We start from the raw sequence: 23,026 nt of genomic DNA, 5'->3' as shown, positions 1-23,026 counted from the left end.
TTGAACGGGGCCTTAGCTCCCGTGCATCGCAGTGGCAACCGACTGTGTCGGCGAGATACTCTCTTTTCGTCCTATACCCCGAGGTACAATGAATTACACCCCTTGATAGAAAATATTTTAACAATACGAGTTTCCCATTTCAAGCCTTGACAGAAATTTTTTTCGGACGTAAAATAAATTTACTTATGCGGGTGTAGCTCAGTGGCAGAGCCTCGGCTTCCCAAGCCGATCGCGAGGGTTCGATTCCCTTCACCCGCTCCACGGCCTTCGGCCGTTTTTTTATTGCCCTTAAGCGGGAAAGTGCATGAGGGAATGGACGGGCACGCCCATTTTTTCCCTGCCGTCTAAGCCGTCCAGCTCGATTAAAACCAAACAGCCTATCACATCGGCGCCGGCGGCTTCACAAAGCTCCACCGCCGCACGTCCCGTGCCGCCGGTGGCCAAGAGGTCGTCGACGATCAGGACCCTTTCCCCCGGCTCGACGGCATCCGTGTGCATTTCCACTTTGTCGGAGCCGTATTCCAAATCGTATTCGGCGGACAGGGTGGCCGCGGGAAGTTTCCCCGGCTTTCGAATGGGTACAAAGCCCACGCCCAAGTCGTAGGCCAAGGGCGCGCCCAGCAAAAAGCCGCGGGCTTCGATGGCCACGATTTTATCTATGTCCTCGTCCTTTACCAGCTCCTTCATGGCGTCGATGCAGGCGCGGAAGGCCTCACCGTCTTTTAAAAGGGTGGTGATGTCGCGAAAAGTGATCCCCTCTTTAGGATAATCTTTCATGCTTCTGATTTTTTCTTTTAAATCCATGGTCGCCTCTCTTTCTTCATCGTTTATACCCAAAAAGTGGGTATAGAACAACTAAGGAGGAGATCATGGAGCAATTATCTCAATTAGAAAAAAATTACTACCGCCTCTTGGCCGAAAAGTACCCGTCCCGGGACTGCGCTTTGGCCGAGGCGCTTTTATTGGAAAGCGGTCTGAATCTGCCGAAGCCCACGGAACATTTCGTCAGCGATTTACACGGTGAGTACCGGGCATTTACCCACGTCCTTCGAAACGCATCGGGGGTGTTGCGCCGATACATCGACGAATTATTTCCCGAAAAAAACGAGGCCGATCGCAAGCGACTGGCCACCATTCTCTACTATCCGGAAGAAAAATTAAAGCTGCTGAAAGAAACCATGGCGCCGGAAGCCTACGACGATCTCTTAAAGCATACCTTGGCGGATTTAATCGTGGTGGCGAAACGGGTGGCGGCGAAGTACGACCACAGCCAGGTGGAAGCCACCTTCCCCGAAGATAGGAGAAAGATTTTAAATCTCCTTCTGTTGGAAGAAGCGGGCCTGCGCCACAAGGCGGGTTACGTCAAGACCCTCCACGAAAAAATCGTGGCCTACGGCGAAGGGGAGGTCTATATTAAGGACCTGGCCGATCTTTCCGTGCGCTACGCCGTGGAAACCCTTCACGTCTTAGGGGACATTTACGACCGGGGGGAAGAGGCGGAAAAAATCATGGATCTCCTTATGGCCCTTCCCCGGGTGGACATTCAGTGGGGCAATCACGACATCGCCTGGATCGGCGCCTGCACGGGAAATTTTGCCCTGGCCGCCAATGTGATCCGCATCGCCCTGCGCTACAATGTGGCCCACACCATCGAAGACGGCTACGGCATCAATCTCCTGCCTCTGGTGCCCTATGCGGAAAAGTATGAAGCCTCGGCGCCTTTTTATCCGAAAAATCCCGACCCCGATCCGGCGCGAAACGAAAGCCTGGCGAAGCTGCACAAGGCCATGGCCGTCCTGCAGTTTAAGGCGGAGGGCCAACTCATCGCCGCCCATCCGGAATACGGTATGGACTCCATGCGCCTCTTGCACCGCATCGATTTCGAAAACAAGACCGTGGAGGTCGGCGGCAAGAGATATCCCCTTCTCGACGGGGACTTTCCCACGGTGGATCCCGCGGATCCCTACGCCTACACGGCGGAGGAAAGAGATGTGGCGGCCCGGCTCACGGAAAGCTTTACTTCCTGCGAGCGCTTGAAAAAACATATTCGCTTTATGATCGAATCGGGGAGCATGTATTTAATTCGTAACGACAATCTCCTCTTCCACGGCTGTTTACCCACCGACGAGGACGGCAATTTCGCCTCCACCGATATTTTAGGCGAGCCTCTGGCCGGGCGGGAGCTCTTCGACGCCTTCGACCGCGTGGTGCGGGACAGCTTCTTCGCCCGAGGCGAGAAACAGAAAGCGGCCTCGAATATGCTCTTCTATCTCTGGTGCGGCAAGGCCTCGCCCCTTTTCGGGAAGGAGCGGATCACCACCTTCGAGCGCTACTTTATCGAGGATCCCGTCACTCATATCGAAGAAAAAGATCCCTACTACCGCCTCCGTGAAGAGGCGCCCTTTGCGGAAAAAATCCTTCGCGCCTTCGGCATCGACGAGGCGAGGGGCAAGCTCATCAACGGACACACGCCGGTGAAGCGCAGAAAGGGCGAGGATCCCGTGAAGGCGGAGGGGAAGGTTCTGGTCATCGACGGCGGCTTCGCCCACGCCTATCGAAAGACCACGGGAACGGCGGGCTACACCCTGATCTCCAATTCCTACGGCGTGCTCCTCGCCACCCACAGCCCCATGAAAGACGAGGAGAAGCGCATCTCGGACGACATCGACATCACCTCCTCCCTGGCCTATGTGACGGAATACGACCGCAGGCGTTTGGTGCGTGACACCGACGGCGGCATGCAGGCGAAGGCGACCATGAAAGAACTCATGACCCTGGCGTCCCTCTACGAAAAGGGCGAGCTCAAGGAGCGAAAATAAGGCGGAAGATAAAGCCCCGCGCTATTTAAAAAACATCTGCCGAAAATTTTCGGCACAAAAAAATTCCCCCGCCACCCGGCGAGGGAGTTTTTATTTGCTTATCTTTGGCCCAATTCGTGGTCGAGGATATAGAGGCCGTTCCAGGATTCGTTAATGCGTTCGAGGCGTTCGACGATTCCGCGGAAGGTGTCTTCTTCTTCTCTTTGTTCTTCGATGAATTTATTCAAGAATTGTTGGGTGGTGATGCAGCCCACTTCGACGGCATCCTTGTAAATGGCCTTGATGCGGTTGGTCACTTCTTGTTCGTGCTCGTAAGCGGCGCGGAAGGTGTCGGTGAAATTGCCGAATTCCTTTGGCGGCTTCGGAATGGCTTCGTATTCCGGTACGCAGTCGGTTTCTTGCAGGAAGTCATAGAAATCTCTGGCATGTTCCAATTCTTCCTTCGCTTGTTGGACGAAGAAATGGTCGAAGCCGGACATGCCTTGTGCGTCCATGTAGTTAGCCATGGCCATATAGATATAGGCCGATTCCAATTCAAAGTTTAATTGTTCGTTCAGCTTCTTACTTAATTCGTTAGACATTTTTTCCTCCTAGCTATACCCATTAAAAATACGGTTCATATACGCCATACACCGGCACGCCCTTTTCCACGAGCAGCGCCAGGACAGCGGGGATTTCATCGACTTCCAATCGGAGACGAATGCCGTTAAAGCGAAAGAGACAACGGCCGGCATAGGGGCTGTCGGGACGATTTAAAAGATCCATCAGCTCGCCGGTGTGCTCATCCATATCGCCGATTTGGAAAAATACATTTCTAAAACCGGCACTCTCTTTATTGATTGTTTTAATTAAAAGTGTATCGTGCATGAACCTAACCCCCCGAACTCTGTTCACCTAATTATATACCCGGGGGGCTTCGATTTAATCATCGGTCTCAATACGTATATTGTCGATTTCCGTAAGGCCGTTGGCGGTGATTTCCACCCGGCGCAGATCTTTGACGGAAAAGGCGGGATTCGCCTCGGCCATGGCTTCTTTCGTGAAGCGCACGGTCTCCAATGCCCGCTTGTATTCCCAAGTTTTCGCCGCGTACTGCCATTTCAAGAGCCCGGCTTCCAGAGCGTTGTGAAGGCCGTCCTTGTCGGGATGAAATTCCACGGTCTCTCCCGCTGCATCGACGAGTTTTACCTTCACGTCGGCCCTGCCTCTTTTCGCCGCCACGTCCATGGCGAAGTCGCCGTCGGCACCGGTTGCCGTAGAAAGGACGAGGGTTCCGAAGAGCCGCGCCACGTGATTGTTTCCGCCACGGTCCGAGGGAATGAATGCCCCTTCTTCGTAGGTGCTCGCCCCGGTAAAGTCCGGCGATACGCCATCGCCGCTGGCCGTAGTCAGATCGCTGTCCTCTTCGAAATCGGCGAGGACAAAGCCCTCGGGCTCCGTGGCCAAGGCATAGCCCGCCTCCGGCACATAGGCTTTGAAATCGCTGAAGAGGGCCGGGTCTTTGACAAAGGCGTAGGCCGCCACTTCTAAATAGCGCTGCTGCTCCTCTTTGGGGAGCACATTCCCCGTGGCAAGGGCCAGTGCCTCCAGCCCCTCCCGGTCCAGCCTGCCCCAATTGGAATTAAATTGGCTGTGATTGACGTAGTCCACCATAAGCTGTCCCCGCCAGGCGCGGGCACGGATGTATTGATCCATGCCCTCCAGGGAAGACACGTCCTGATCCCACGCCCCGGTGACGAGGAAATAGGGCACGTCCAAATCCACGGGACGGTCCCCGGGCTTGTACTGCCCGTCTGTGGGCGCCACGGCCAAAACCCCCGCCACGTTGAGGCTCTTCGTCGCCTCGCCCGTGTCGGGATTGTAGGGCAGGGTGGCGAAGGAGGCCGCAATGGCCGCCGCCTCGCCGCCCCGGCTGTGGCCGCCGAAGTAAATTCTGTCGGCGTCGATGCGCTCCTTGAGCCGCGGATCCTCCACTACCTTCCGGGCGTGATCCAAGAGGCTCAGCGCCCGGGCGTCGTTTTCGCCGGAAAGCCCCTTGCCCAAGTAGGCGTTAAAGTGGGACTGCTCCACGGACTGAAAGGCCACGCCCCGCGCCGCCAGGTAGCGGCCCAGGTACTCGTAGCCCCCCTGATTATCTTCGATCATATTGTGATTGCCGTGAACGAAGACCACGAGAGGCGCATGCTTGACTCCCACGGGCAGATAGAGATCCCCCTCGTAGGGCACATGGGCGGGAGTGTAGCCGAAAAACATTTCCCGCAGGCGGTCTTGCCGCTTGGGCAGGCGCATGTAACGGCTGTAGCTTTCCTCGCCGAAGTCGTAGGCCTTCTTGGGGCCGTATGTAATTTTTTCCACTTTGTAAGAAGCGGGAATTTCCTTTTGCGCTGCGGCGAAATCCTTCCGGGTCTTGGGCCCCTGCCAGGCACAGAGAAAGATCAGCCCCGCCATAAGGAGCGCGCCGAGGACGGCGCCCATGGGGAAGATTTTTCGCGCCCCGATCCCTAAGGCGAAGAGCCAAATCACCGCCACCACCGCCGCCGTGGCCCCGTAGGTGTATGCGTCGGATGAGGGACCTAGTGACGATGTGGATAGGATCACGTCGTTTGCCATGTAGGCCAGGAGGCCGAGCATAATAAGCTCCGTGGCCGCCGGCGTGAACACGGGCCGCGCCCACTTTCTTATGATGAGAAGGACGAGGATGACGGCACAAAAATAGATCCCCCACACCAAGACGTCGGCGACGCCGTGGGGAATCTTTTTTTGAAAGTAGAAGCCGGGAAAGGCGTCCAGGAAAAAGAGCGCAAGAAAGGCGGCGAGCCACACCAGTCGCCCGCCGTTAAAGAGGCCTCTATTCAGCTTCTTCCATACTTGCTTCACTTGCTTCATGGGCGCACCCCTTTCCCCGGCAGGGCTTTCTCGAAACATCCGATGCGGAAACGACGACGAACTCCACGCCGTCATCCGTTTCGATCTTTACCTTCACCAAGGCGCGCAAGGTGTCGGTGCTCACGACCACGCCTTGGCCCTCGGAGGTATAGACCGTGCGGCCCACCCGGGGCAGAATCTTTAAATTCTCCTCGTAGCCGTCCTGCTCGTAGCGCAAGCAGCACAGAAGTCTGCCGCAGACGCCGCTGATGGCGTCGGGATTCAGAGAAAGGCCCTGGTCCTTGGCCATGTTAATGGACACCGGGGCAAAGTCCCCGAGGAAGGTGGTGCAGCAACATTCCCTGCCGCAAATGCCGATGCCGCCCACCAGCTTTGCCTCGTCTCTCACGCCGATTTGGCGCAGCTCGATGCGGGTGCGGAAAATCGACGCCAGATCCCGCACCAGGCCGCGAAAATCCACTCGGCCGTCGGCGGTAAAGTAAAAGAGCAGCTTGGAATTGTCGAAGGTGTATTCCGCGTTGATCAAATGCATCTTCAGGCCGTGTTCGCGAATTTTATCCTCGCACACCGCCATGGCCTCTCTGGCCAGATTTCTATTGGCCCCGTGACGTCTCTCGTCGTCTTCCGTGGCCGTGCGAATAATGGGCTTCAGCTCGCCGACGATGGATTCTTTTTCCACCGCCTTGCGCTCGATGGCCACATAGCCGTACTCCACGCCTCGGGCCGTTTCCACGATGACCCCGGCATCGGCTGCGGGAGCCGCATCCTTGGGATCGAAGTAATATATTTTTCCCCGGCGCTTAAAGCGTACGCCGACGACATCTCTCGTTTCTGTCAAAATTCCTTTAGCCTCCCATAGTTAAAAGCAGCCACTCAAAGGCAAAGCTTTTATTTACATTCATCTCTATATAGCGCCGCGTCTCGTAGAGGGCGTCGATGATCTCATAAATTCGCGAACCTGCGGACTGCGCCTGCTCGGCGATCAGCGTGCCGTAGTCCTGATTTTTCACCAAGGACACGTCCCCGGTCTCGTATACCACGGCCAAATCCCTCAAGTAAGAGAGCATGTAATCGAAAATTTCCGGCAAATGCTCCTTCTCTTCCTCGAAAAAATGGCGCGCAAAAAAAACTTCTTCCCGCCGCAAAAACACCTTCTCCATTAAACGGAAGGTGCGGTGGCGCCGCTCCGGATCTCCCGGGGCCTCCTTCGCCTTTAAATCCAAAAAGCCCGCCCGGGAACGAACCGTGGGCAAGATCTTTTCGGGGGACGAAGACAAAAGCAGAAAGCGGGTCTTCGCCGGCGGCTCTTCCAAGACTTTTAACAGAGCGTTTTGCCCCTCCACCGTGGTGCTGTCGAAGTCCACGAAGAGAAACACCTTGCCCCCTTCGCCGTAATCGGTCATGGCCGCCTGCTTAAGCACGCTTTCGATGCGCTCCTTTTTAATGGAGGCCTTGGAGGTTTTTTTCGTTGGGGCGATTTCCATATAGTCGGGATGATTCTCCCCTCGCCCTTCGCCGGATAAAAAGAGCCGGCAGGAAGGGCACTCACCGCAAGGCGCCTCTTCCCCACGGCACAGATAGCCCATGGCCAGGCGGCGGGCTTCCTTCAGCGCCTCCTCCCCCGCCCCCTTGAGGATATAGGCGTGGAGATGGGATTGAAAGGCCCCCCCACTCAAATGCGTAAGCCCTTGACCAAGTCGATGGCAAAGACGTGGGCGCCGGCGTGGATGCTGTCCTTGTCGTCGCGACTGCCGACGACGCGGTCCAAAATTTCTTTCAGCTGGTCGTATTGCTCATTGGAAACGCCGATGACCACCGTGGTGTTGCCTTCCTTCAGAAAGCCCCCGGTGGAAGCCATTTCCGTCACGGAAATGTCCGCCTCCAATAATTCGTCGATGACATCGCCGATAAAGCGGTCGGCGATAATCGCAAACACCATTTTATTCATGACGTCCCCCTTAATAGCGACTGTATTCCGCAACGTCGAGAATAAATATGGTGGCGCCCCCGACGCGCACATTTAAAGGATAGGGCATAAAAGATTCCCCCGGCGAGAGAGCCATGGCCGACGGCTCTTCACGCACGGAGCAATTTTCTTCCATAATGTCGAAAAGGGCGTCCATGTCTTCTTCGTTCACGCCCATTAAAAGGGTCGTATTGCCGGCTTTTAAAAAGCCCCCGGAGGAGGATAACTTCGTTACCCGAAAGCGCTTTTCCGTCAGGGCGTCGATTAAACCTGCGGCGTCTTGATCTTGCACGATAGCAAATATAAGTTTCATCTGAACCGGTACTCCTTTTCAATGGCTTCTATGCAGCTTTTAAGGACCTGATCCGCATCCCGGGATGCGTCGATAAGGACCAGCTCCTCTTTCAGCTGATTGGCTAAAATTCTGTAATTCTCCTCCACCGTGTCCATGATCCGTCGATCGGACTCCAGGCGGTCGGCGAGGCGATCTTTCATGCGGCTGTCCCCGGTGCCCTTGGGCACGTCTAAGTACAGGGTGACGTCGGCCTTTAAGCCGTCGGTGGCAAAGGCGTTGACCGCCCCCACGGACTGAATTCCCAGTCGGCGACAGAGCCCCTGATAGACGAGGCTCGAGAAGACAAAGCGCTCACACAAGACGAGCTTCCCCGCCTCCAGTGCCGGGAGGATCACCTCTTCCACATGTTGGGCGCGAGAGGCCGCATACAATAGGGCCTCGCACCGCGGGTGCATGGCTTTGTTTTCGGGATCCAATAAAATCTTTCGAATGTCTTCCGAAATCGCCGTGCCCCCGGGCTCCCGCGTGTGGAGGACGTCGACGCCTTTTTCTTCAAAATGGTGCCGTATGCCTTCCGCCACCGTGGATTTGCCCGAGCCGTCCGGCCCTTCGATGACGATAAATAATCCCTTCAAAAAAGAAACACCCCCTCGCTCCCATTATAACATAGCTTTTGTCCCTTTAGGCTCGGGGAAAATCCCTTCGTCCCCCTCGGAAACTTTCCCCCATTGACACGACTACAGTATATCACGGCCCCCTCGGTTGAACGCAGACATAAATTAGAGTATACTGAGGGCAACCGCAGAACTTATAGGAAGTTAGGAGGACATTATGTCATTAAAAGGTACGAAAACCGCAAACAATCTGTTGATCTCTTTCGCAGGAGAATCCCAAGCCACTGCACGCTACACCATGTACGCCAAACAAGCGGACAAAGATGCTTCCGTTCAAATTAAAAACATCTTCTTGGAAACGGCACGCAACGAAGAAGAACACGGCAAGCGCTTCTTTAGATACTTAATCGACGACTTCAACGAAGACGAATTGGAAGTCAAATGGGACTACCCCGTCGCCCTGGGCAGCACGGAATTAAATCTGAAAAACGCCGCCGAAGGCGAAGACGGTGAAGCTACCGATATGTATCCCGAGTTTGCAAAAATCGCTCGTGAAGAAGGCTTCGACGAAATCGCCGACAACTGGATCGAAATCGCCGAAGTGGAAGAAGCGCACCGCGACCGCTACCTGAAGCTTTTGGAAAATGTAAAAGAAGGCAAGCTCTTCAAGCGCGACGAAGTCGTTCTTTGGAAATGCAACAACTGCGGCTACATTCACGAAGGCAAAGAAGCGCCGGAAAAATGCCCCGCCTGCTTCCACCCGCAAAAATGGTTTGAAGTCTTTGTCGAAAACTATTAAAATAAATTGAAACCAAGCACCTGAGCCTCGGCTTCGGTGCTTTTTTTATGAAAGGAGAAGGGAATGAACAGAAACGAGCGGGTCGCCGCCATGGAAGAAATTTTAAACGACCACAGCCGCGCCGTGGCCGAGTTTAAAGAGGCCCTGGCCGCCTTTGAAAAGGCCCAGGATGCCTTCGATGTCTTGGACAGGTACTACAGCTCCCAGGATTGGTTCGACGATGTGGACGCTTACGACGAGGGCGAGATCACCGTGGACTGCGGCGTCCTCACGGAAGATGCCGTCTACGATTTAATCGGGGACAATTACGAAATGGCCAAGGAAATGATTCGCCTGGCCAACGCCATATTACAAAAGCACTAGGCAGTGACGCTTAGTGCTTTTTATTTTAAGGAAATATCCTCAGCTTATTATATTTTTCATCGACTAAAAAGATCAATCTCTGTACACCCGCACGTGGAAGGTCTTGCCCCGGCTCTTCATGCCGTCCAATTGTTCGATGGCGCTCTTCGCCGCCTTCTTCGGCACTTCCACCACGGTGTGGCGATCGCGAATCAAAATATTGCCCACGATGTCTCGGCCCAGATCCGTTTCCTTTTTAAAGATGGCGAGGACGGCCTTGGGGGTGATGCCGTCTTTTCTGCCCTTGTCCATATAGAGCTTGGTGTGATTGGAGAAGCGCTTCTTGCCGCCCTTTTCCTTCTTGTCCTTGCCCTTGCGGTCTTTTCTCAGGCCCCTGGCGCGGAATTTCTTTCCGTAGTCCACCTCATCCAGAGCGTCGTGCTTCTTCGACTGGCTGCTGTCGTCTAAAAGCTTTAGTAGGGCGGCGGAAATTTCCACGGCGCCGTACTCCAGGCGGAGCATGCTTTCCACCATGGGCTTGTATTCGGAAAGATCCGCCTCGGCGTCCAGCAGCTCCGCCACTTTTCCTTCCAGATTCTCGCGCTTGTTCACGTCCATTTGCTCCATGGTGGGCAGCTCCATATAGGCGAGATCGGCCTTGGTGTAGCGGACGATGTCTTCCAGCTTGTAAATATCCCTGCCCACGACAAAGGAGAAGGACAGGCCCTTGCGCCCCGCCCGCGCCGTGCGGCCGATGCGGTGAACGTAGTACTCCTCGTCCTGAGGCAGGTCGTAGTTCACCACCATGTCCACGTCGCCCACATCGATGCCCCGGGCCGCCACGTCCGTGGCCACGAGCATGTCGATGGAAGAATTTCTGAAGCGTTTCATGACGGCGTCCCGTTGGTTCTGCTTCAAATCCCCGTGGAGGCCGTCCACGGCATAGCCTCTGGACGCCATTTCGCTGACCAGATCGTCCACCCGCTTCTTCGTATTGCAGAAGACGATGGCCAGAGTGGGGTCGTAGATGTCCACGAGGCGGCTTAAAATTTCCGGCTTCATGGAGGCCTTCATTTCCAAATAATACTGCTCGATGTTTTCCACGGTGAGCTGCTTGTGCTTAATGCGAATGATCTCCGGATCCCGTTGGAATTTGGCGGAGAAATCCATAATGTCTCTTTCCATGGTGGCGGAGAAGAAACAGGTTTGGCGGTTATCCGGCGTCTCGTCTAAAATGGTGCGCATGTCGTCGCGAAAGCCCATGTCGAACATTTCGTCGGCCTCGTCCAAGATGGCCATGGAGAGTTCGTCGAAGCGCAGGGTCTTTCTGCGCATGTGGTCCATAACCCGGCCCGGGGTGCCCACGACGATTTGCACGCCGCCTTTTAAGGCGCGGATTTGCCGCTCGATGCTGGTGCCGCCGTAGACCGGCAGAATCTTCACGCCTTTTTTATAGGCGCCTAATTTCGCCAGCTCGTTGGCCACTTGCAGACACAGCTCACGGGTGGGGCAGAGCACCAGGCCTTGGAGCGGGCCCTTCTTCTCCACCCGCTCCAACATGGGAATGCCGTAGGCGGCGGTTTTGCCCGTGCCGGTCTGGGCTTGGGCGATGACGTCTCTGCCTTCCAAAAGGGGCGCCATGCTCTGAGCCTGAATCGGCGAAGCTTCCTCAAAGCCCATGGCCTCGATGCCCTTTAAAATGGCGGGCGACAGATTAAATTCATTAAATTTCAAAAGTTCCTCCTCGTTTCAAAAAAAAAGCAGTCCCGCGGACCACTCAGTTCGTTTATTTATCTGATTATTTCACTTCTTTCCATTATGGGAGATGGGACGAACAATTGCAAGGCTTTTCAAAAAAGATTTAATGTTTAAGTATCGGTAAAGATTTTTTAAAAGGCGAAAAAACCGCCCCCGATTTTTTCCCATATGCTAAACTAAGAGTAGAATGCTTTGGATAACAAGGCTGAAAGGAGTATGGGGATTGAAAGATAAAAATGCCATTGAAAAATTTGTGGACCGCGCCATGGAAGACGACGACTTTCAGGACGTGGCCGATGTCATAGAAAAAAGCGTGGAAAGCGCGATTCAGTACTCGAAAATGGGCGCCGGCGCTTTGATGCGCGGAGTGAAAAAGGGCTTCGGGCCGAAAGAACCCGTGCGCCTTCCCGTAAACCGGGATCCCGCCAGGGTGAAGCAGAAGGTGACGGCGCCCAACACTTGGTTCTGGCTGAGAAATGCAGCCGCCCTTTCGGCCATCAGCTCTTTTCTTTGTGCCCTCTTTGTCTTTATCGACGACATCGCCTATGGTTTCTTCTCCACCGACACCATTGCCGCGTTCCTCTTTCTTTTTGTCTCGGCTGTGGTATTCGCTGCGGGCACCATCATCAGCCAGCGCAATATGATTTTGGCACGGGATTTCTTCCGCATTCGCCGGGAGATTCAAGACCAATCGGTTCTCGCCGTGGAGGACATCGTCACGGCACTGAATAAGCCCCAACAGACGGTGGCGGCCGAGATCAATCACATGATCCGAAAAGACTACCTGCCCCAGGCCCGCCTGGTGGAGGGAGGCGATCTGCTTCTCGTGGATCACGCCGCCTACAAGGCTTACAAGGACAATTACATGGGCCGCGCAGCCGTGACACAAAACGAGGTGCCCGAGATTGAAGAAGCGCAGGCCACCACCGACGACGACCGGGCGACGGCCATGGACGATTACGAAAAGACCTTAAAGGAGCAGCGGGACCGGGCCCACGATTACGTGCTGAAGGATAAGATCTCCGCCCTACTGAAGCTTTTGGATGCCATTCGCCATGCGGTGAACACGGATCCCGGCCGGGTGGAAAGCTTAAACAAATTCGTGGACTACTACACCCCCACTACCATTAAGCTCATCGAGCGCTTTCTCCAGTTTGAATCTTCCTCGGTGATCACGGAGGCCATCAGAAAGACCATGGACGACATTCTGCGCTCCCTGGACAAAGTCATCGACGGCTACGAAAAATTATTGGACACCTTATATAAAGACGACCTCTTGGATCTCAACGCCGAAATGGATGTGATGGAGACGGTGATGAAACAAGACGGGCTAATCGACGAATCGGAAGGAGACGGATTCCATGAGTGATGAAATTAAATTGACCTTAGACGGCACCACCGACGCGGAAATCGAATCGGAATTGGCCTTAACCCCCAAGGAAGCGGAGGCCCAAGTGAAGCTGACGCCGGCGGAACAGAAACAGGTGGACGACTTTGCCAAGACCATCGATCTCACCGACTCCTCGGTGATCCTCCAATACGGCGTGGGGGCACAGAAAAAGATTTCGAACTTTTCCGAAAAGACCTTAAACTCCGTGCGCACGAAGGATCTCGGCGAAGTGGGCAAGCTCCTCTCCGACGTGGTGACGGAGCTGAAGACTTTCGAAAACGAGGACGAAAAGGGCCTGAAGGGCTTTTTGAAACGCTCCACCAACAAGGTCACCGCCATGAAGGCCAAGTACGACAAGGCGGAAAAAAACGTGGACGACATCGCCCGGGTCTTGGAAAACCATCAGATCACTTTGATGAAAGACATTTCCATGTTGGATCAAATGTACGACTTAAACGAAAAGTACTTTAAGGAACTGTCCATGTACATTCTCGCCGGCAATCAAAAGCTGGAAGATGTGCGCAGTCGCGAGCTCCCCACCCTCATGGCCTCGGCCACGGAGGGAAGCCTGGAGGCCCAAAAAGCCAACGACCTGCAAAACATGGCCAATCGCTTCGAAAAGAAGCTCCACGACCTGGAACTCACCCGCATGGTGAGCTTGCAAATGGCGCCGCAAATTCGCATGGTGCAGGCGTCCAACACGGTCATGGCGGAAAAGATCCAGTCCACCGTGGTCAACACCATTCCCATCTGGAAAAACCAAATGGTCCTCGCCCTCGGCGTGCACCACTCGGAACAAGCCGCCGAAGCCCAAAAGAAGGTGGCGGATCTCACCAATCAGCTCCTGAAGAAAAACGCCGAAACCCTGCGCCAAAGCACGGTGAATGTAGCGCGAGAAAGCGAGCGGGGCATCGTGGATGTGGACACCATTCGCTACACCAACGAACAGCTTATCGCCGCACTGGACGAGGTGCGCAAGATTCAACTGGAAGGCCACGAAAACAGAGAAAAGGCACAGCGGGAGTTGGAAGCCTTGGAAGCGGACCTCAAGCACCGCCTCTTACCTCAAAACAATCAATAGAAAAGACCCCTTGCGGGGCCTTTTTTATTGGGCAAATTTATTTGTAAGAGGCGGAATTATTTGCTTCCCTTTGTCTTATCGTAAATGATCTTTCCCACTTGCACCGCGAAGATGGCACAGGCGAGGTAAAAGAGAATATTTAGGGGAAATTCCCATAAGTAATTTATGGGATCCGAAAAACATTCACCGAAAAGAGATGAGTTCGCCCATTGAAATACGGGCGCCAGAAGAAAGCACAGGAGGAACAAAGCGACGTCCAGGATGAAAATAATTTCCCTCTTTGAAAATCGCCTTTGATGCACAGGGCCTTCCGCTTCCCCGCCAACAAGATAGGCCATGGTAGTGTGAAAATAGCCGCAGAGCTTTAAGAGGTCGCCGCGGCTCGGCAGCTTCCTGTCCTGTTCCCATTCCCGCAAATCGTCTACGGACACTTCCAAGGCTTCCGCCAAGTTTTCCAAGGACATGCCCTTGTCTTTTCGTAAGTTCGCTATGCGATTGCCTAGTGTCATAAGCGCCTCCTTTTTGCATTTTTATTTAATACATTTTATCAAATCCGCTTCCCCCTCGCCATATTCTCCGCAAAAAAACAGCACGCCTTTCGGTGTGCCGTTTCGATGTTTTATTCTGCGCCTTGAACCACTTCGTCCGCCACCAGGGATTTTTCCCCGTGGGTCTTAATGGGATCGAAGGTGAGTCGGGCGACGTTAAAGATGTGGTCGCCGATACGTTCCAGTGTACCCAAGATATCCACGTAAAGGGATGTGGTAACGGTGGCCTCTTCGTGTTGAGAGGTCATGCGCCTGAAGTGGGATGCACGGAGTTCGTATTCCAAATAGTTCAGGCTGTTTTCTTCTTCTTTCATGGTTTCGTAGAGATGGTGGTCGGCGCCTCTGTAAATTTCCACGCCGTGACCGTACATGAGGATCAGCAAATCATAGATGGAATTGAGTTCCTTCATGGCTTCGTCGTGGAAGCTTTCGCCGGAATCGTAAATCATTTCGAAATATTCCACCAGATTTTGCACCAAGTCGCCGATGCGCTCAAAGTTTTTTTGTACCTGAAGGCCGGCGGAGTATTCGTCAGCCAGCTCTTCCGTCAAGGACTGCTTGGAAATTTTCAACAAATAGGATTCGATTTTCGTATCCAGGGAGTTGATCATGTCTTCCAGCTGATTGACCTCGTGGAAGTATTTTTTGTCCTTAGTCAGCAGGTACTGCTTGCTGTCTTCCAAAGCGTCCATAACGATGTCGGAGACTTGCAGGATGGCCGCCTTGGCTTGGGTCAGCGCCCCGGCGGGGAAAGCGGTAATCATGGTTTCGTCCAGCTGAATCTTGCCCATTTCCTCGGCCAAGTCGTCGCGACCGGGCATGAGTTTTCTCAGCAGGGACACACATTGGGGAATGATGGGCAAAAAGATGATCATGCCCAAGAAGTTAAAGGTGAAGTGGGCGAAGGCGATGGTCATCATGTCGTTAAAGTGGAACAGATCCGTCACGTAGTGGACGAAGCGTTCGTATGGCCCGATAATGATGAGGAAAAACACGGACACGGAGATGTTAAACAAAAAGTGGAACAGGGACGTGCGCCGCGCGGCGAGGCTGCCCCCCACGGAGGCCAATGCCGCCGTAACCGTGGTGCCGATATTGGCACCGAAGACCAATCCCAGGGCCGCCACCAGGGTAATGGACTGGGTGGCGTAGAGGGTTTGGACGATCCCGACGATGGCCGAGGAGGATTGAATGACCCCGGTGACCACGGCGCCGATTAAGGCGGCCAGGATCGGCTGGCGACTGAGCCTTACGACCATGTCGGAGAAGCCGGGGATGTACTGCAGCTCTTTCAATGCATCGCCCATAATGTTGAGGCCGATAAACAAAAGCCCGAAGCCGACGACGATTTCGCCCAGGTAGGTGGTTTTTTTCTTCGTCGCCATAAGCATTAAGAAGACGCCGATAAGCAAAATAAAGTAGGCCAGGTAATCCAGTTGAAAACCGATTAAAATCGACGTTACCGTGGTCCCGATATTGGCGCCGAGTATAATGGCGATGGCTTGATTCATGCCCATTAATCCGCTTCGCACCAGGGATATGGCGATAACCGTAGCCGCCGAAGAGGATTGGATCAGGCCGGTCATGACGATACCGACCAAGACCGCCATGATGGGATTGGACGTGTATTTTTCGATATAGTCCCGAATCTTCGTCCCGGCAAATTTCGTCAGGCTGTCGCCCATGAGTTTGACGCCGAAAAGAAACAAGCCCAGACCGCCGGCAATAAAATGCCAATCAATTTGAGACCATGAACTTATCTCGCCCATAAAATCTCCTTCCGTAAAGTTTTACATACATAGACCGCCCTTATTATATCAAAAAGTAAAGTCTAGGTAAGGTTTTCGCCATAAAAACTTCCTCGTTATTTCTTTCTCATAGAAAAAATAAATAATACGGGCGGCCGGCCCTTTCCGCGCACAAAAAAAGCAAGCACGGAGCTTGCTTTTTCCTATTTCCAGTAATCCAATTTGCTTTCGTCCAAGCCGATGCTCCGACCGAGGAAGTGGGGGTTTTTGCCTGCGTGGGACTGTTCTTTGTAATCCTTCAGCGCCGCCAGAGCTTGATTGCTCAGAAGCAGAATGGCGGGAATGTTGACCAGCACCATGAGGGCCATTAAGAAGTCCGCCACGTTCCATGCCAGTTCCATTTTCATGCTGCTGCCCAAGAAGATAAGGGCGATGGCCACCAGTCGGTAGCAAAGCATAAAGGTTTTGGAGGGCGTCTTTTTGTTCAGGTAGTTCAAACAGCTGTCCACGTAGTAGAGATTGCCTAAGAGGGTGGTGAAGGCAAAGAGGGTCAAAGACAGAGTGATGAATACGTAGCCGTAGTGGCCGAAGACCGTGGCCAGGGATTCTTGCACATAGGCTGCCCCTGCCAATTCTTCCGTGGCTTCTACGCCCGATGCCATGGCCATAAATGCCGTGGCGGAGCAGATCACCAAGGTGTCTAAGAAGACGGAGAACATTTGAACCAGGCCTTGTTTAACCGGGTGGGATACATCTGCCGAGGCAGCGGCGTTGGGCGCGGAACCCATACCGGCTTCGTTGGAGTACAGCCCCCGCTTGATCCCTTGGACCATGGCGGAACCCGCAAAGCCGCCGAAGATGGCTTTGAAGTTGAAGGCGTCGGAGAAAATGTTTTTGAATACCGTGGGCATGTAGGTAATGTTTTTGAAAATCATAAACAATGCCATGGCCACGAAGATAATGCCCATAAAGGGTACCAGGGTGGAGGTGGCTTTAATGATGCGCTTGCCGCCCCCTAAGACGCAGTAGCCTGCGACGACGGCGAGGCAGCCGCCGATGATCCAGGTGGTCTTGCCTTCCACGAAGAAATCATAGACGCGGAAGGAGTCGGTCATGTTAAAGGATGCGAGCATATTAAAGCCCACGGCATAAGTTAAGATCAAAAAGATGGCGAAGAGCACGCCGAGGCCTCTGGAGCCCAAAGCGATTTCGATGTAGTAGCTGGGGCCGCCGAAGCTGTTGCCGTGTTCCCCTTTGCGCTTATAAATTTGCGCCAAGGTGGATTCCACAAAGGCCGACGCACCGCCGATAATGGCGATGAGCCACATCCAGAACACGGCGCCGTAGCCGCCGAGGCAAATGGCCTGGGCCACGCCGACGATATTCCCCGTGCCGACCCGGGATGCCGTAGACACCATGAGCGCCTGGAAGGAAGACACTTCTCCTTCGTGGGGCTTTTCTTTCAACACGCGCACAGATTCACCGAACATAGATAATTGCAAAAATCCCGTGCGCACGGTGAAGTAAAGGCCGGCGCCGATTAAGACAATAATTAAAATGGGGTAATACAAGTACCCGTTTACTTTCAGTAATAGATCCATTGGTCACCTCAATTTCTAAATACCTACAGATTACATGGTTGTTCACATTTTACCATAGACGACTACAATGTAAAAGATTGTTTTCCATTAACACGGAATTTTTCTGCTTTATCTTGCCGCAGTGAGCCTTCTCTTCGGGAAATTTTCAAACGTCGCAAAAAAATAGCGCCCCTTCGGGCGCCGAATCAGTCTTCCAACAAGTCTTCGATCTTTTCGAAATAGTTTTCGATGCGCTTGGCCATGGGCGGGGCAAATTCGCCGTCGGCCAACATGGCCTTTAGCTCTTTCTTGCCGACGAATTTATAATCTTCCACTTCGCTTTTTTGCATCTTGATCTTGTCCACGTCTCTCACGAGGAGAAAGATCTTGGAAAACTTCTGATCTTCCTTCATGGTGCCGAGGAAGGAGAGGTCCCGGTCCGTGGCGCGAATGCCCACTTCTTCTTTCAGCTCCCGCAGGGCGCCTTGAAGGGGGCTTTCTTTGTCCACGACGCTTCCCATGGTAAATTCCCATTGATGGGCGAAAGTTTTTCCCTTCGCCCTTTTGGTTACCAAGAGCTTCTTTTCGGAAATCACCATGACGCCGGCGACGACGTAATACTCCTCGGGATCCAGGGGCTCTTTCCGATCTTTTAAATAGCCCTGATAATTAAAGTCTTCGTCGTAAATACGCCTCAGTTCCACGGCGACCTCCTTACTTGCTCACATTGTTTTTCACGCGCTTCAAGCGGAAGAAATCTTCCCGCTCCTTTTCTGCCAAAATGTCTTCGATTTCTTTTTTCGCCGCCTCGTACCTGGGAATTTGAATTTTTTCCAGGGCGTTGGCCCGCTTCACCGTCTTTTTAATTTCCTTGGCCAGGCGGTACAAATCCGTTTCGATTTCCGCGAGCTCGTAAATCCGCGCCCGCATGTCGTGCATGCGAATATAGGCTTCGTCGAAGGCGAAATTGGATTCAAACATACTGAAGGTGGTTTGGGGCTTAAAGGCCTTGTAGTGGATTTCGGGAATCTCCACTCCCATGACGGAGCGGTAGCCGATATTGTAGGGCTCTTCCGTGGGCATGGACTTGCTCATTCCCACCACGGACTCCCAGCCCATGGTCACCGAGGCCATGGTGAGGGCGTCGTAGGACTGGCCGAAGCGCTCTTCCACCTCTTGTTGAATGGTTTGGGCCCGGGCGTTTAAGCGCATCATCTCACGCATAAGCACGGCCCGCTTTTTGTCTAAAAGGCCGTAGCCTCTCTTGGCAAAATTCAGGGCGCTCTTTGTTTTGATTAAATTAGCTTTTGTCGCCGTCACGCGTTTCGCCATAGCTCACCTCTAATAATACTTGTCCAGAATTTTCGGATCGATGCGCACCAAGCTGTCCTTGGGCAATGTCCTCAAAAGCTCCCATGCCTTGTCCAGAGTCTGGCCGATGTCGGAGGGCTCGTTAAAGTCCTGGCCGATAAATTCGTTTTCGAAGCGGCGACCGAAGGCCAAGAGCTTTTGATCGTTTTCCGACAATTCCTCTTCCCCGATGATCTGGGCCAAAGAACGCACTTCCGTACATTTGGAGTAGGACGCAAACAATTGGGCGGAGACGTCACTGTGGTCTTCCCGGGTGTAGTCCGCCCCGATGCCGTCTTTCATCAGACGGGACAAGGAGTCCAGAATGTTAATGGGGGGATAGATGCCCTGGCCGTTAAGGTCACGAGACAATACGATCTGCCCCTCGGTAATGTAGCCGGTCAAGTCGGGAATCGGGTGGGTAATGTCGTCGGAGGGCATGGTTAAGATGGGGATCAAAGTCACCGATCCCTTCACGCCCTTGATCATGCCCGCCCGCTCGTAAATGGCGGCGAGATCCGAATACAAATAGCCCGGGTAGCCCTTTCTCGAAGGCACTTCCTGCCGTTGAGAAGACACTTCACGCAAGCTTTCCCCGTAGCTGGTCATGTCGGTCATAATGACCAGCACGTGTTTGTGCCGCTCGAAGGCCAAATATTCCGCCGCGGTCAAGGCGCATTTCGGCGCGATGATCCGCTCCATAATCGGGTCGTCGGCGTAGTTCATATAGATGACGACCTTGTCCATAACGCCGGCTTCCATAAAGCTGTCGGTGAAGAAGGAGGCCACCTCCCGCTTCAGGCCCATGCCGCAAAAGACCACGGCGAAATCATCGCCGCCCGCGTCGTCGGCGATATTGGCCTGGCGAATGATCTGCGCGGCCAACTCGTTGTGAGGCAGACCCGCTCCCGAAAAGATCGGGAGCTTTTGGCCCCGAATCAAGGTCATGACCGAGTCGATGCCTCGAATCCCCGTTTGAATAAAGTTCCGGGGATACTCCCGAGCCACCGGGTTCATGGGCTTGCCGTTGACATTGTAAAAATCGTCGGAGTAGACGGGGCCGCCCTTGTCGATGGCCCGTCCGATGCCGTTGAAGCGGCGGCCTAAAATTTCCGGCGCCAGGGGAATTTCAAAGGGCCGTCCTTCGAAGACCACGTTTAAATTTTCCGTGGAGACCCCCATGGATTCGCCGAAGACCTGTACCGTGGCGGCATCTTCGTCGATGCCGATGACCCGCCCCACTAAAGTCTCTTTCGTTTCCCGATTGGTGATGGAGACGATTTCGCCGTAGCGCACCCGGTGCAGGCCGGAAAGCTGAATCAGGGATCCGTCGATATTATCCAATCGCAAATACTCTTTCTTCACGTCCTACACCTCCTTTTCCGTTTCTTTCTCTTCGTCCGTTTCGTCCGCTTCCTTCTTCCCTTCGATTTCCAAGGCGTCCATTTCGTCTTCGGCAATGCCGTATTCGATGCGAATTTCCCGGTAATGCTCTTGGATGTCGTTGATCAGATGGGTGAAGGATTTAGAATCGTCGTTGGCGATATTGTACTTCATATTGACGATGCGGGAATGAAGGGCATCGTCCTTCACCTCTTCGATGGAAATGCCTTGCTCCAGGACCACCTTGCCCTCTTCGTACAAAGTGTCGATGACTTCCATCATGGCAAATTGTTTTTCCAAAGGCACCGACTGGTCGATATCGTTGAAGGCGTTTTGTTGCAAAAAGGCGTCTTTAATTAAGCGTGCCACGATTAAGAGGAAGCGCTCCTTGTCGGGGAGCACGTCTTCGCCGACGAGCATGACGATTTCCTGCAATCTTGCCTCTTCGTTCAGAATGTTCATAAACTTCTTCCGTAAACCGGGCAGGTCGCCGTCCAGTCGATTGTCGTAGTAATTGGACAGGGCGCCGATGTAGCCGGAATAGGAATGGAGCCAGTGAATGGCGGGATAGTGGCGGGAGTAGGCCAGGTCCTTATCCAGTGCCAAAAATACATTGACGAAGCGACGGGTGTTTTCCGTGACGGGCTCGGAGAAGTCGCCTCCCGCCGGGGAGACGGCGCCGATGGTGGTGACGGAGCCTTCTTCGCCACAGAGTGTCTTGGCCGATCCGCTGCGCTCGTAGAAGGAGGCGATGCGGCTGGGCAGGTAGGCAGGGTAGCCTTCTTCCGCCGGCATTTCTTCCAGACGGCCGGAGATTTCCCTGAGGGCTTCCGCCCAACGGGAGGTGGAGTCCGCCATCATGGCCACGTCGTAGCCTTGGTCTCTAAAGTATTCGGCAATGGTAATGCCGGTGTAGATGGACGCCTCACGCGCCGCTACAGGCATATTCGATGTATTGGCGATTAAAATGGTGCGCTGCATCAAAGGCTTGCCCGAGTTCGGGTCGATGAGCTTCGGGAAGTCTTCCAGTACTTCCGTCATTTCGTTCCCCCGCTCGCCGCAGCCGATGTAGACGATAATGTCCGCATCGCAAAACTTGGCGATGGAGTGTTGGGTCATGGTCTTGCCCGTACCGAAGCCGCCGGGAATGGCGACGGTGCCGCCCTTGGCGATGGGAAAGAACACGTCCAGTACCCGCTGGCCGGTGACCAGGAGCTGATTCGCGTCTAAAAATTCATGGACGGGGCGGGGAATCCGCACGGGCCAGCGCTGGCTCATGGCCACCTCGTGCTCCTCGCCGGCTTCGTCTTTCACCTTGCAGATGGGCTCCACCACATTGTACTCGCCGGCTTCGGCGACCCAGCTCACTTCCCCGGAAATGTCCGGGGGAAGGAGAATGCGGTGGGTAATAATTTCCGTCTCTTCCACGGTGCCTAAGACGGCGCCGCCGCGGACAGCATCCCCCGCCTTGACCTTGGGCTCGAAGGCCCACAGCTTTTCCAGATCCAGATTGGTCATGCCGATGCCTTCGGGGATAAAGCTGCCGTATTTTTCGTTAATGCGGTTTAGTGGCCGCTCGATGCCGTCGAACATATTGCCCAAGAGGCCGGGGCCCAGACGCACGGAAAGAGGCCCGCCGGTGGAGACGATGGATTCGTCCCGCATGAGCCCTTCCGTCTCTTCGTAGACCTGCACCGTGCCTTCGTCGCCGTGAATGGCGATGACTTCGCCGATAAGCTTCTTTTCGCCCACCTGTACCATTTCACGCATGGAGAAATCCCCCATGGGCTTGCCGATGACCACGGGCCCGTTAATCTTAATGATCTTCGCTTCTTTACTCATGGTCCATCTCCTCTCGGAACAGGCGATAGAGCAACTTGCCGATGGCGTAGCGCTTATCTTCGATCAAGGTGTACAGATCGTAGTTCAGGCTGTAGGTCTTTTCCATATCGCTAATGGTATGCCCGCCGATGTGCCAATCCTCCAAGGTCTCCGGGTGAAGGGTAATGCCTTTTTTCTCGGCCATGGCACGAAAGCCTTCGAAATACTTGTCCATATCCCCGGCCACCATGGCGAAGCGGTATTCTCCCGCCTCCAAATCGCCGAGAGATTCCTCTACCCGCGTGGCCAGATCCGTGGCGTACTGATCCGTAAAGGTGTATTCCGCGGCCCGTTCGCGAATGGCGTCGATAAAATCCTTCTTTAATTCGTTGATCTTTTTTAATTCCAAGACCCGCTCGTTCTCCTTGGCCTTGGCAATTTCTTCATTGCCCATGACCCGCGCCAGGTCGGCACGGCGGCGAACGATGGCCTCTTTTTCATCATTCAGTTGTTTTTCTTTGCGCCGCAGGAGATTGTTTTTTTCCTCTTCCCACGCTTCTTTGCGCTTTTCCAATTCCACGAAACGCCGCTTGTAGACGACGTTTTCGAATAATTCCAATTTGCTTTCGACTTGCAGCATTTTCTC

23 protein-coding genes and 1 tRNA gene are annotated in these 23,026 nt (G+C 53.9%); 6 read left to right on the top strand and 18 right to left on the bottom strand.

The genetic code is table 11. The features are described from left to right. The first annotated feature begins 187 nt into the window (after positions 1-187). Positions 188-261, top strand: a tRNA-Gly gene (locus BN7444_RS04710). Positions 262-288: 27 nt separating this feature from the next. Here the strand turns inward: BN7444_RS04710 and BN7444_RS04705 are convergent. Next, positions 289-804, bottom strand: a complete 516-nt coding sequence (locus tag BN7444_RS04705; protein WP_068456458.1) for an adenine phosphoribosyltransferase — start codon at positions 802-804, stop codon at positions 289-291. Positions 805-869: 65 nt separating this feature from the next. Between BN7444_RS04705 and BN7444_RS04700 the strand changes: the two genes are divergently transcribed. Beyond that, complete coding sequence (locus tag BN7444_RS04700) at positions 870-2,819, top strand: fructose-bisphosphatase class III (RefSeq protein ID WP_068456455.1); 1,950 nt, start codon at positions 870-872, stop codon at positions 2,817-2,819. Between the two features lie 98 nt (positions 2,820-2,917). On the opposite strand, the gene BN7444_RS04695 is transcribed toward BN7444_RS04700, so the two are convergent. From BN7444_RS04695 to tmk, 8 genes are read right to left on the bottom strand one after another with little or no spacing between them, the layout of a single operon-like run. After that, positions 2,918-3,400 carry a ferritin gene (locus BN7444_RS04695; protein ID WP_068456452.1) on the bottom strand — a complete coding sequence of 161 codons (483 nt, stop codon included), beginning with the start codon at positions 3,398-3,400 and terminating at the stop codon, positions 2,918-2,920. 22 nt (positions 3,401-3,422) lie between these two features. Next, a complete protein-coding gene (locus tag BN7444_RS04690) occupies positions 3,423-3,686 on the bottom strand; it encodes a hypothetical protein (RefSeq protein WP_068456449.1) in 264 nt (87 codons plus the stop codon). A gap of 54 nt (positions 3,687-3,740) precedes the next feature. Continuing rightward, positions 3,741-5,705 carry a hypothetical protein gene (locus BN7444_RS04685; protein ID WP_068456446.1) on the bottom strand — a complete coding sequence of 655 codons (1,965 nt, stop codon included), beginning with the start codon at positions 5,703-5,705 and terminating at the stop codon, positions 3,741-3,743. Next, complete coding sequence (locus tag BN7444_RS04680; RefSeq protein WP_068456443.1) at positions 5,668-6,543, bottom strand: PSP1 domain-containing protein; 876 nt, start codon at positions 6,541-6,543, stop codon at positions 5,668-5,670. Before BN7444_RS04680 ends, BN7444_RS04685 begins: the two co-directional genes overlap by 38 nt. A gap of 7 nt (positions 6,544-6,550) precedes the next feature. Beyond that, positions 6,551-7,381 carry a DNA polymerase III subunit gene (locus BN7444_RS04675; protein WP_068456440.1) on the bottom strand — a complete coding sequence of 277 codons (831 nt, stop codon included), beginning with the start codon at positions 7,379-7,381 and terminating at the stop codon, positions 6,551-6,553. Next, the gene (locus BN7444_RS04670) at positions 7,378-7,653 is read right to left on the bottom strand and encodes a cyclic-di-AMP receptor (protein WP_068456437.1); all 276 of its coding nucleotides are present in this window, start codon (positions 7,651-7,653) and stop codon (positions 7,378-7,380) included. Before BN7444_RS04670 ends, BN7444_RS04675 begins: the two co-directional genes overlap by 4 nt. Positions 7,654-7,663: 10 nt before the next feature. Continuing rightward, the gene (locus BN7444_RS04665) at positions 7,664-7,984 is read right to left on the bottom strand and encodes a cyclic-di-AMP receptor (protein WP_068456434.1); all 321 of its coding nucleotides are present in this window, start codon (positions 7,982-7,984) and stop codon (positions 7,664-7,666) included. Then, positions 7,981-8,601 (bottom strand): dTMP kinase, encoded by a 621-nt coding sequence (gene tmk, locus BN7444_RS04660; RefSeq protein ID WP_068456432.1) that lies wholly within the window; start codon positions 8,599-8,601, stop codon positions 7,981-7,983. Before tmk ends, BN7444_RS04665 begins: the two co-directional genes overlap by 4 nt. 193 nt (positions 8,602-8,794) lie before the next feature. Between tmk and rbr the strand changes: the two genes are divergently transcribed. Both rbr and BN7444_RS04650 read left to right on the top strand, forming a co-directional pair. Continuing rightward, on the top strand, positions 8,795-9,379 hold the full coding sequence (gene rbr / locus BN7444_RS04655) for a rubrerythrin (protein WP_068456430.1): 585 nt from the start codon (positions 8,795-8,797) through the stop codon (positions 9,377-9,379). Between the two features lie 63 nt (positions 9,380-9,442). Next, positions 9,443-9,742 (top strand): DUF4298 domain-containing protein, encoded by a 300-nt coding sequence (locus BN7444_RS04650; RefSeq protein ID WP_068456427.1) that lies wholly within the window; start codon positions 9,443-9,445, stop codon positions 9,740-9,742. Positions 9,743-9,814: 72 nt separating this feature from the next. On the opposite strand, the gene BN7444_RS04645 is transcribed toward BN7444_RS04650, so the two are convergent. Beyond that, positions 9,815-11,455: a DEAD/DEAH box helicase gene (locus BN7444_RS04645; protein WP_068456423.1), complete on the bottom strand. Its 1,641-nt coding sequence runs from the start codon at positions 11,453-11,455 to the stop codon at positions 9,815-9,817. 247 nt (positions 11,456-11,702) lie between these two features. On the opposite strand from BN7444_RS04645, the gene BN7444_RS04640 reads away from it, so the two are divergent. Beyond that, the gene (locus BN7444_RS04640) at positions 11,703-12,848 is read left to right on the top strand and encodes a 5-bromo-4-chloroindolyl phosphate hydrolysis family protein (RefSeq protein ID WP_068456422.1); all 1,146 of its coding nucleotides are present in this window, start codon (positions 11,703-11,705) and stop codon (positions 12,846-12,848) included. Beyond that, positions 12,841-13,950, top strand: a complete 1,110-nt coding sequence (locus tag BN7444_RS04635; protein ID WP_068456418.1) for a toxic anion resistance protein — start codon at positions 12,841-12,843, stop codon at positions 13,948-13,950. The genes BN7444_RS04640 and BN7444_RS04635 overlap by 8 nt, the downstream gene beginning before the upstream one ends. Before the next feature lie 56 nt (positions 13,951-14,006). On the opposite strand, the gene BN7444_RS04630 is transcribed toward BN7444_RS04635, so the two are convergent. The 8 genes from BN7444_RS04630 to BN7444_RS04595 all read right to left on the bottom strand — a co-directional run bounded on the left by BN7444_RS04630 (position 14,007) and on the right by BN7444_RS04595 (position 23,020). Next, positions 14,007-14,459, bottom strand: a complete 453-nt coding sequence (locus BN7444_RS04630) for a helix-turn-helix domain-containing protein (RefSeq protein WP_068456415.1) — start codon at positions 14,457-14,459, stop codon at positions 14,007-14,009. Positions 14,460-14,569: 110 nt separating this feature from the next. After that, positions 14,570-16,267 (bottom strand): Na/Pi cotransporter family protein, encoded by a 1,698-nt coding sequence (locus tag BN7444_RS04625; RefSeq protein WP_068456410.1) that lies wholly within the window; start codon positions 16,265-16,267, stop codon positions 14,570-14,572. Positions 16,268-16,449: 182 nt separating this feature from the next. Further along, positions 16,450-17,847 carry an alanine/glycine:cation symporter family protein gene (locus BN7444_RS04620; protein WP_068456409.1) on the bottom strand — a complete coding sequence of 466 codons (1,398 nt, stop codon included), beginning with the start codon at positions 17,845-17,847 and terminating at the stop codon, positions 16,450-16,452. Between the two features lie 185 nt (positions 17,848-18,032). Further along, entirely contained in the window at positions 18,033-18,530 is a 498-nt protein-coding gene (locus BN7444_RS04615; protein ID WP_068456406.1) for an NUDIX domain-containing protein, read from the bottom strand. A 10-nt stretch (positions 18,531-18,540) separates the two neighbouring features. Then, a complete protein-coding gene (locus BN7444_RS04610) occupies positions 18,541-19,158 on the bottom strand; it encodes a V-type ATP synthase subunit D (protein ID WP_068456403.1) in 618 nt (205 codons plus the stop codon). Between the two features lie 9 nt (positions 19,159-19,167). Beyond that, entirely contained in the window at positions 19,168-20,541 is a 1,374-nt protein-coding gene (locus BN7444_RS04605; protein ID WP_068456400.1) for a V-type ATP synthase subunit B, read from the bottom strand. Positions 20,542-20,544: 3 nt separating this feature from the next. Further along, the gene (locus BN7444_RS04600) at positions 20,545-22,401 is read right to left on the bottom strand and encodes a V-type ATP synthase subunit A (protein WP_082941272.1); all 1,857 of its coding nucleotides are present in this window, start codon (positions 22,399-22,401) and stop codon (positions 20,545-20,547) included. After that, positions 22,394-23,020, bottom strand: coding sequence for a hypothetical protein (locus BN7444_RS04595; RefSeq protein WP_068456397.1), 627 nt, complete (start codon positions 23,018-23,020; stop codon positions 22,394-22,396). The genes BN7444_RS04600 and BN7444_RS04595 overlap by 8 nt, the downstream gene beginning before the upstream one ends. Between the last annotated feature and the right edge of the window lie 6 nt (positions 23,021-23,026).

The sequence above is a fragment of the Peptoniphilus pacaensis genome (genome assembly GCF_900088125.1).
Taxonomy (GTDB): domain Bacteria; phylum Bacillota; class Clostridia; order Tissierellales; family Peptoniphilaceae; genus Aedoeadaptatus; species Aedoeadaptatus pacaensis.
The sequence above is the reverse complement of the archived record's forward strand: the minus strand, read 5'-3'. Positions and strand labels throughout refer to the sequence as shown.

Bases quoted from the DNA above. Each gene is read 5' to 3' on its own strand.
- BN7444_RS04700 (WP_068456455.1), top strand. From the start codon at position 870: ATGGAGCAATTATCTCAATTAGAAAAAAATTACTACCGCCTCTTGGCC.
- BN7444_RS04650 (WP_068456427.1), top strand. From the start codon at position 9,443: ATGAACAGAAACGAGCGGGTCGCCGCCATGGAAGAAATTTTAAACGAC.
- BN7444_RS04665 (WP_068456434.1), bottom strand. From the start codon at position 7,984: ATGAAACTTATATTTGCTATCGTGCAAGATCAAGACGCCGCAGGTTTA.
- BN7444_RS04630 (WP_068456415.1), bottom strand. From the start codon at position 14,459: ATGACACTAGGCAATCGCATAGCGAACTTACGAAAAGACAAGGGCATG.
- BN7444_RS04685 (WP_068456446.1), bottom strand. From the start codon at position 5,705: ATGAAGCAAGTGAAGCAAGTATGGAAGAAGCTGAATAGAGGCCTCTTT.
- BN7444_RS04695 (WP_068456452.1), bottom strand. From the start codon at position 3,400: ATGTCTAACGAATTAAGTAAGAAGCTGAACGAACAATTAAACTTTGAA.
- BN7444_RS04635 (WP_068456418.1), top strand. From the start codon at position 12,841: ATGAGTGATGAAATTAAATTGACCTTAGACGGCACCACCGACGCGGAA.
- BN7444_RS04670 (WP_068456437.1), bottom strand. From the start codon at position 7,653: ATGAATAAAATGGTGTTTGCGATTATCGCCGACCGCTTTATCGGCGAT.
- BN7444_RS04690 (WP_068456449.1), bottom strand. From the start codon at position 3,686: ATGCACGATACACTTTTAATTAAAACAATCAATAAAGAGAGTGCCGGT.
- BN7444_RS04595 (WP_068456397.1), bottom strand. From the start codon at position 23,020: ATGCTGCAAGTCGAAAGCAAATTGGAATTATTCGAAAACGTCGTCTAC.
- BN7444_RS04705 (WP_068456458.1), bottom strand. From the start codon at position 804: ATGGATTTAAAAGAAAAAATCAGAAGCATGAAAGATTATCCTAAAGAG.
- BN7444_RS04620 (WP_068456409.1), bottom strand. From the start codon at position 17,847: ATGGATCTATTACTGAAAGTAAACGGGTACTTGTATTACCCCATTTTA.
- BN7444_RS04600 (WP_082941272.1), bottom strand. From the start codon at position 22,401: ATGAGTAAAGAAGCGAAGATCATTAAGATTAACGGGCCCGTGGTCATC.
- BN7444_RS04610 (WP_068456403.1), bottom strand. From the start codon at position 19,158: ATGGCGAAACGCGTGACGGCGACAAAAGCTAATTTAATCAAAACAAAG.
- BN7444_RS04625 (WP_068456410.1), bottom strand. From the start codon at position 16,267: ATGGGCGAGATAAGTTCATGGTCTCAAATTGATTGGCATTTTATTGCC.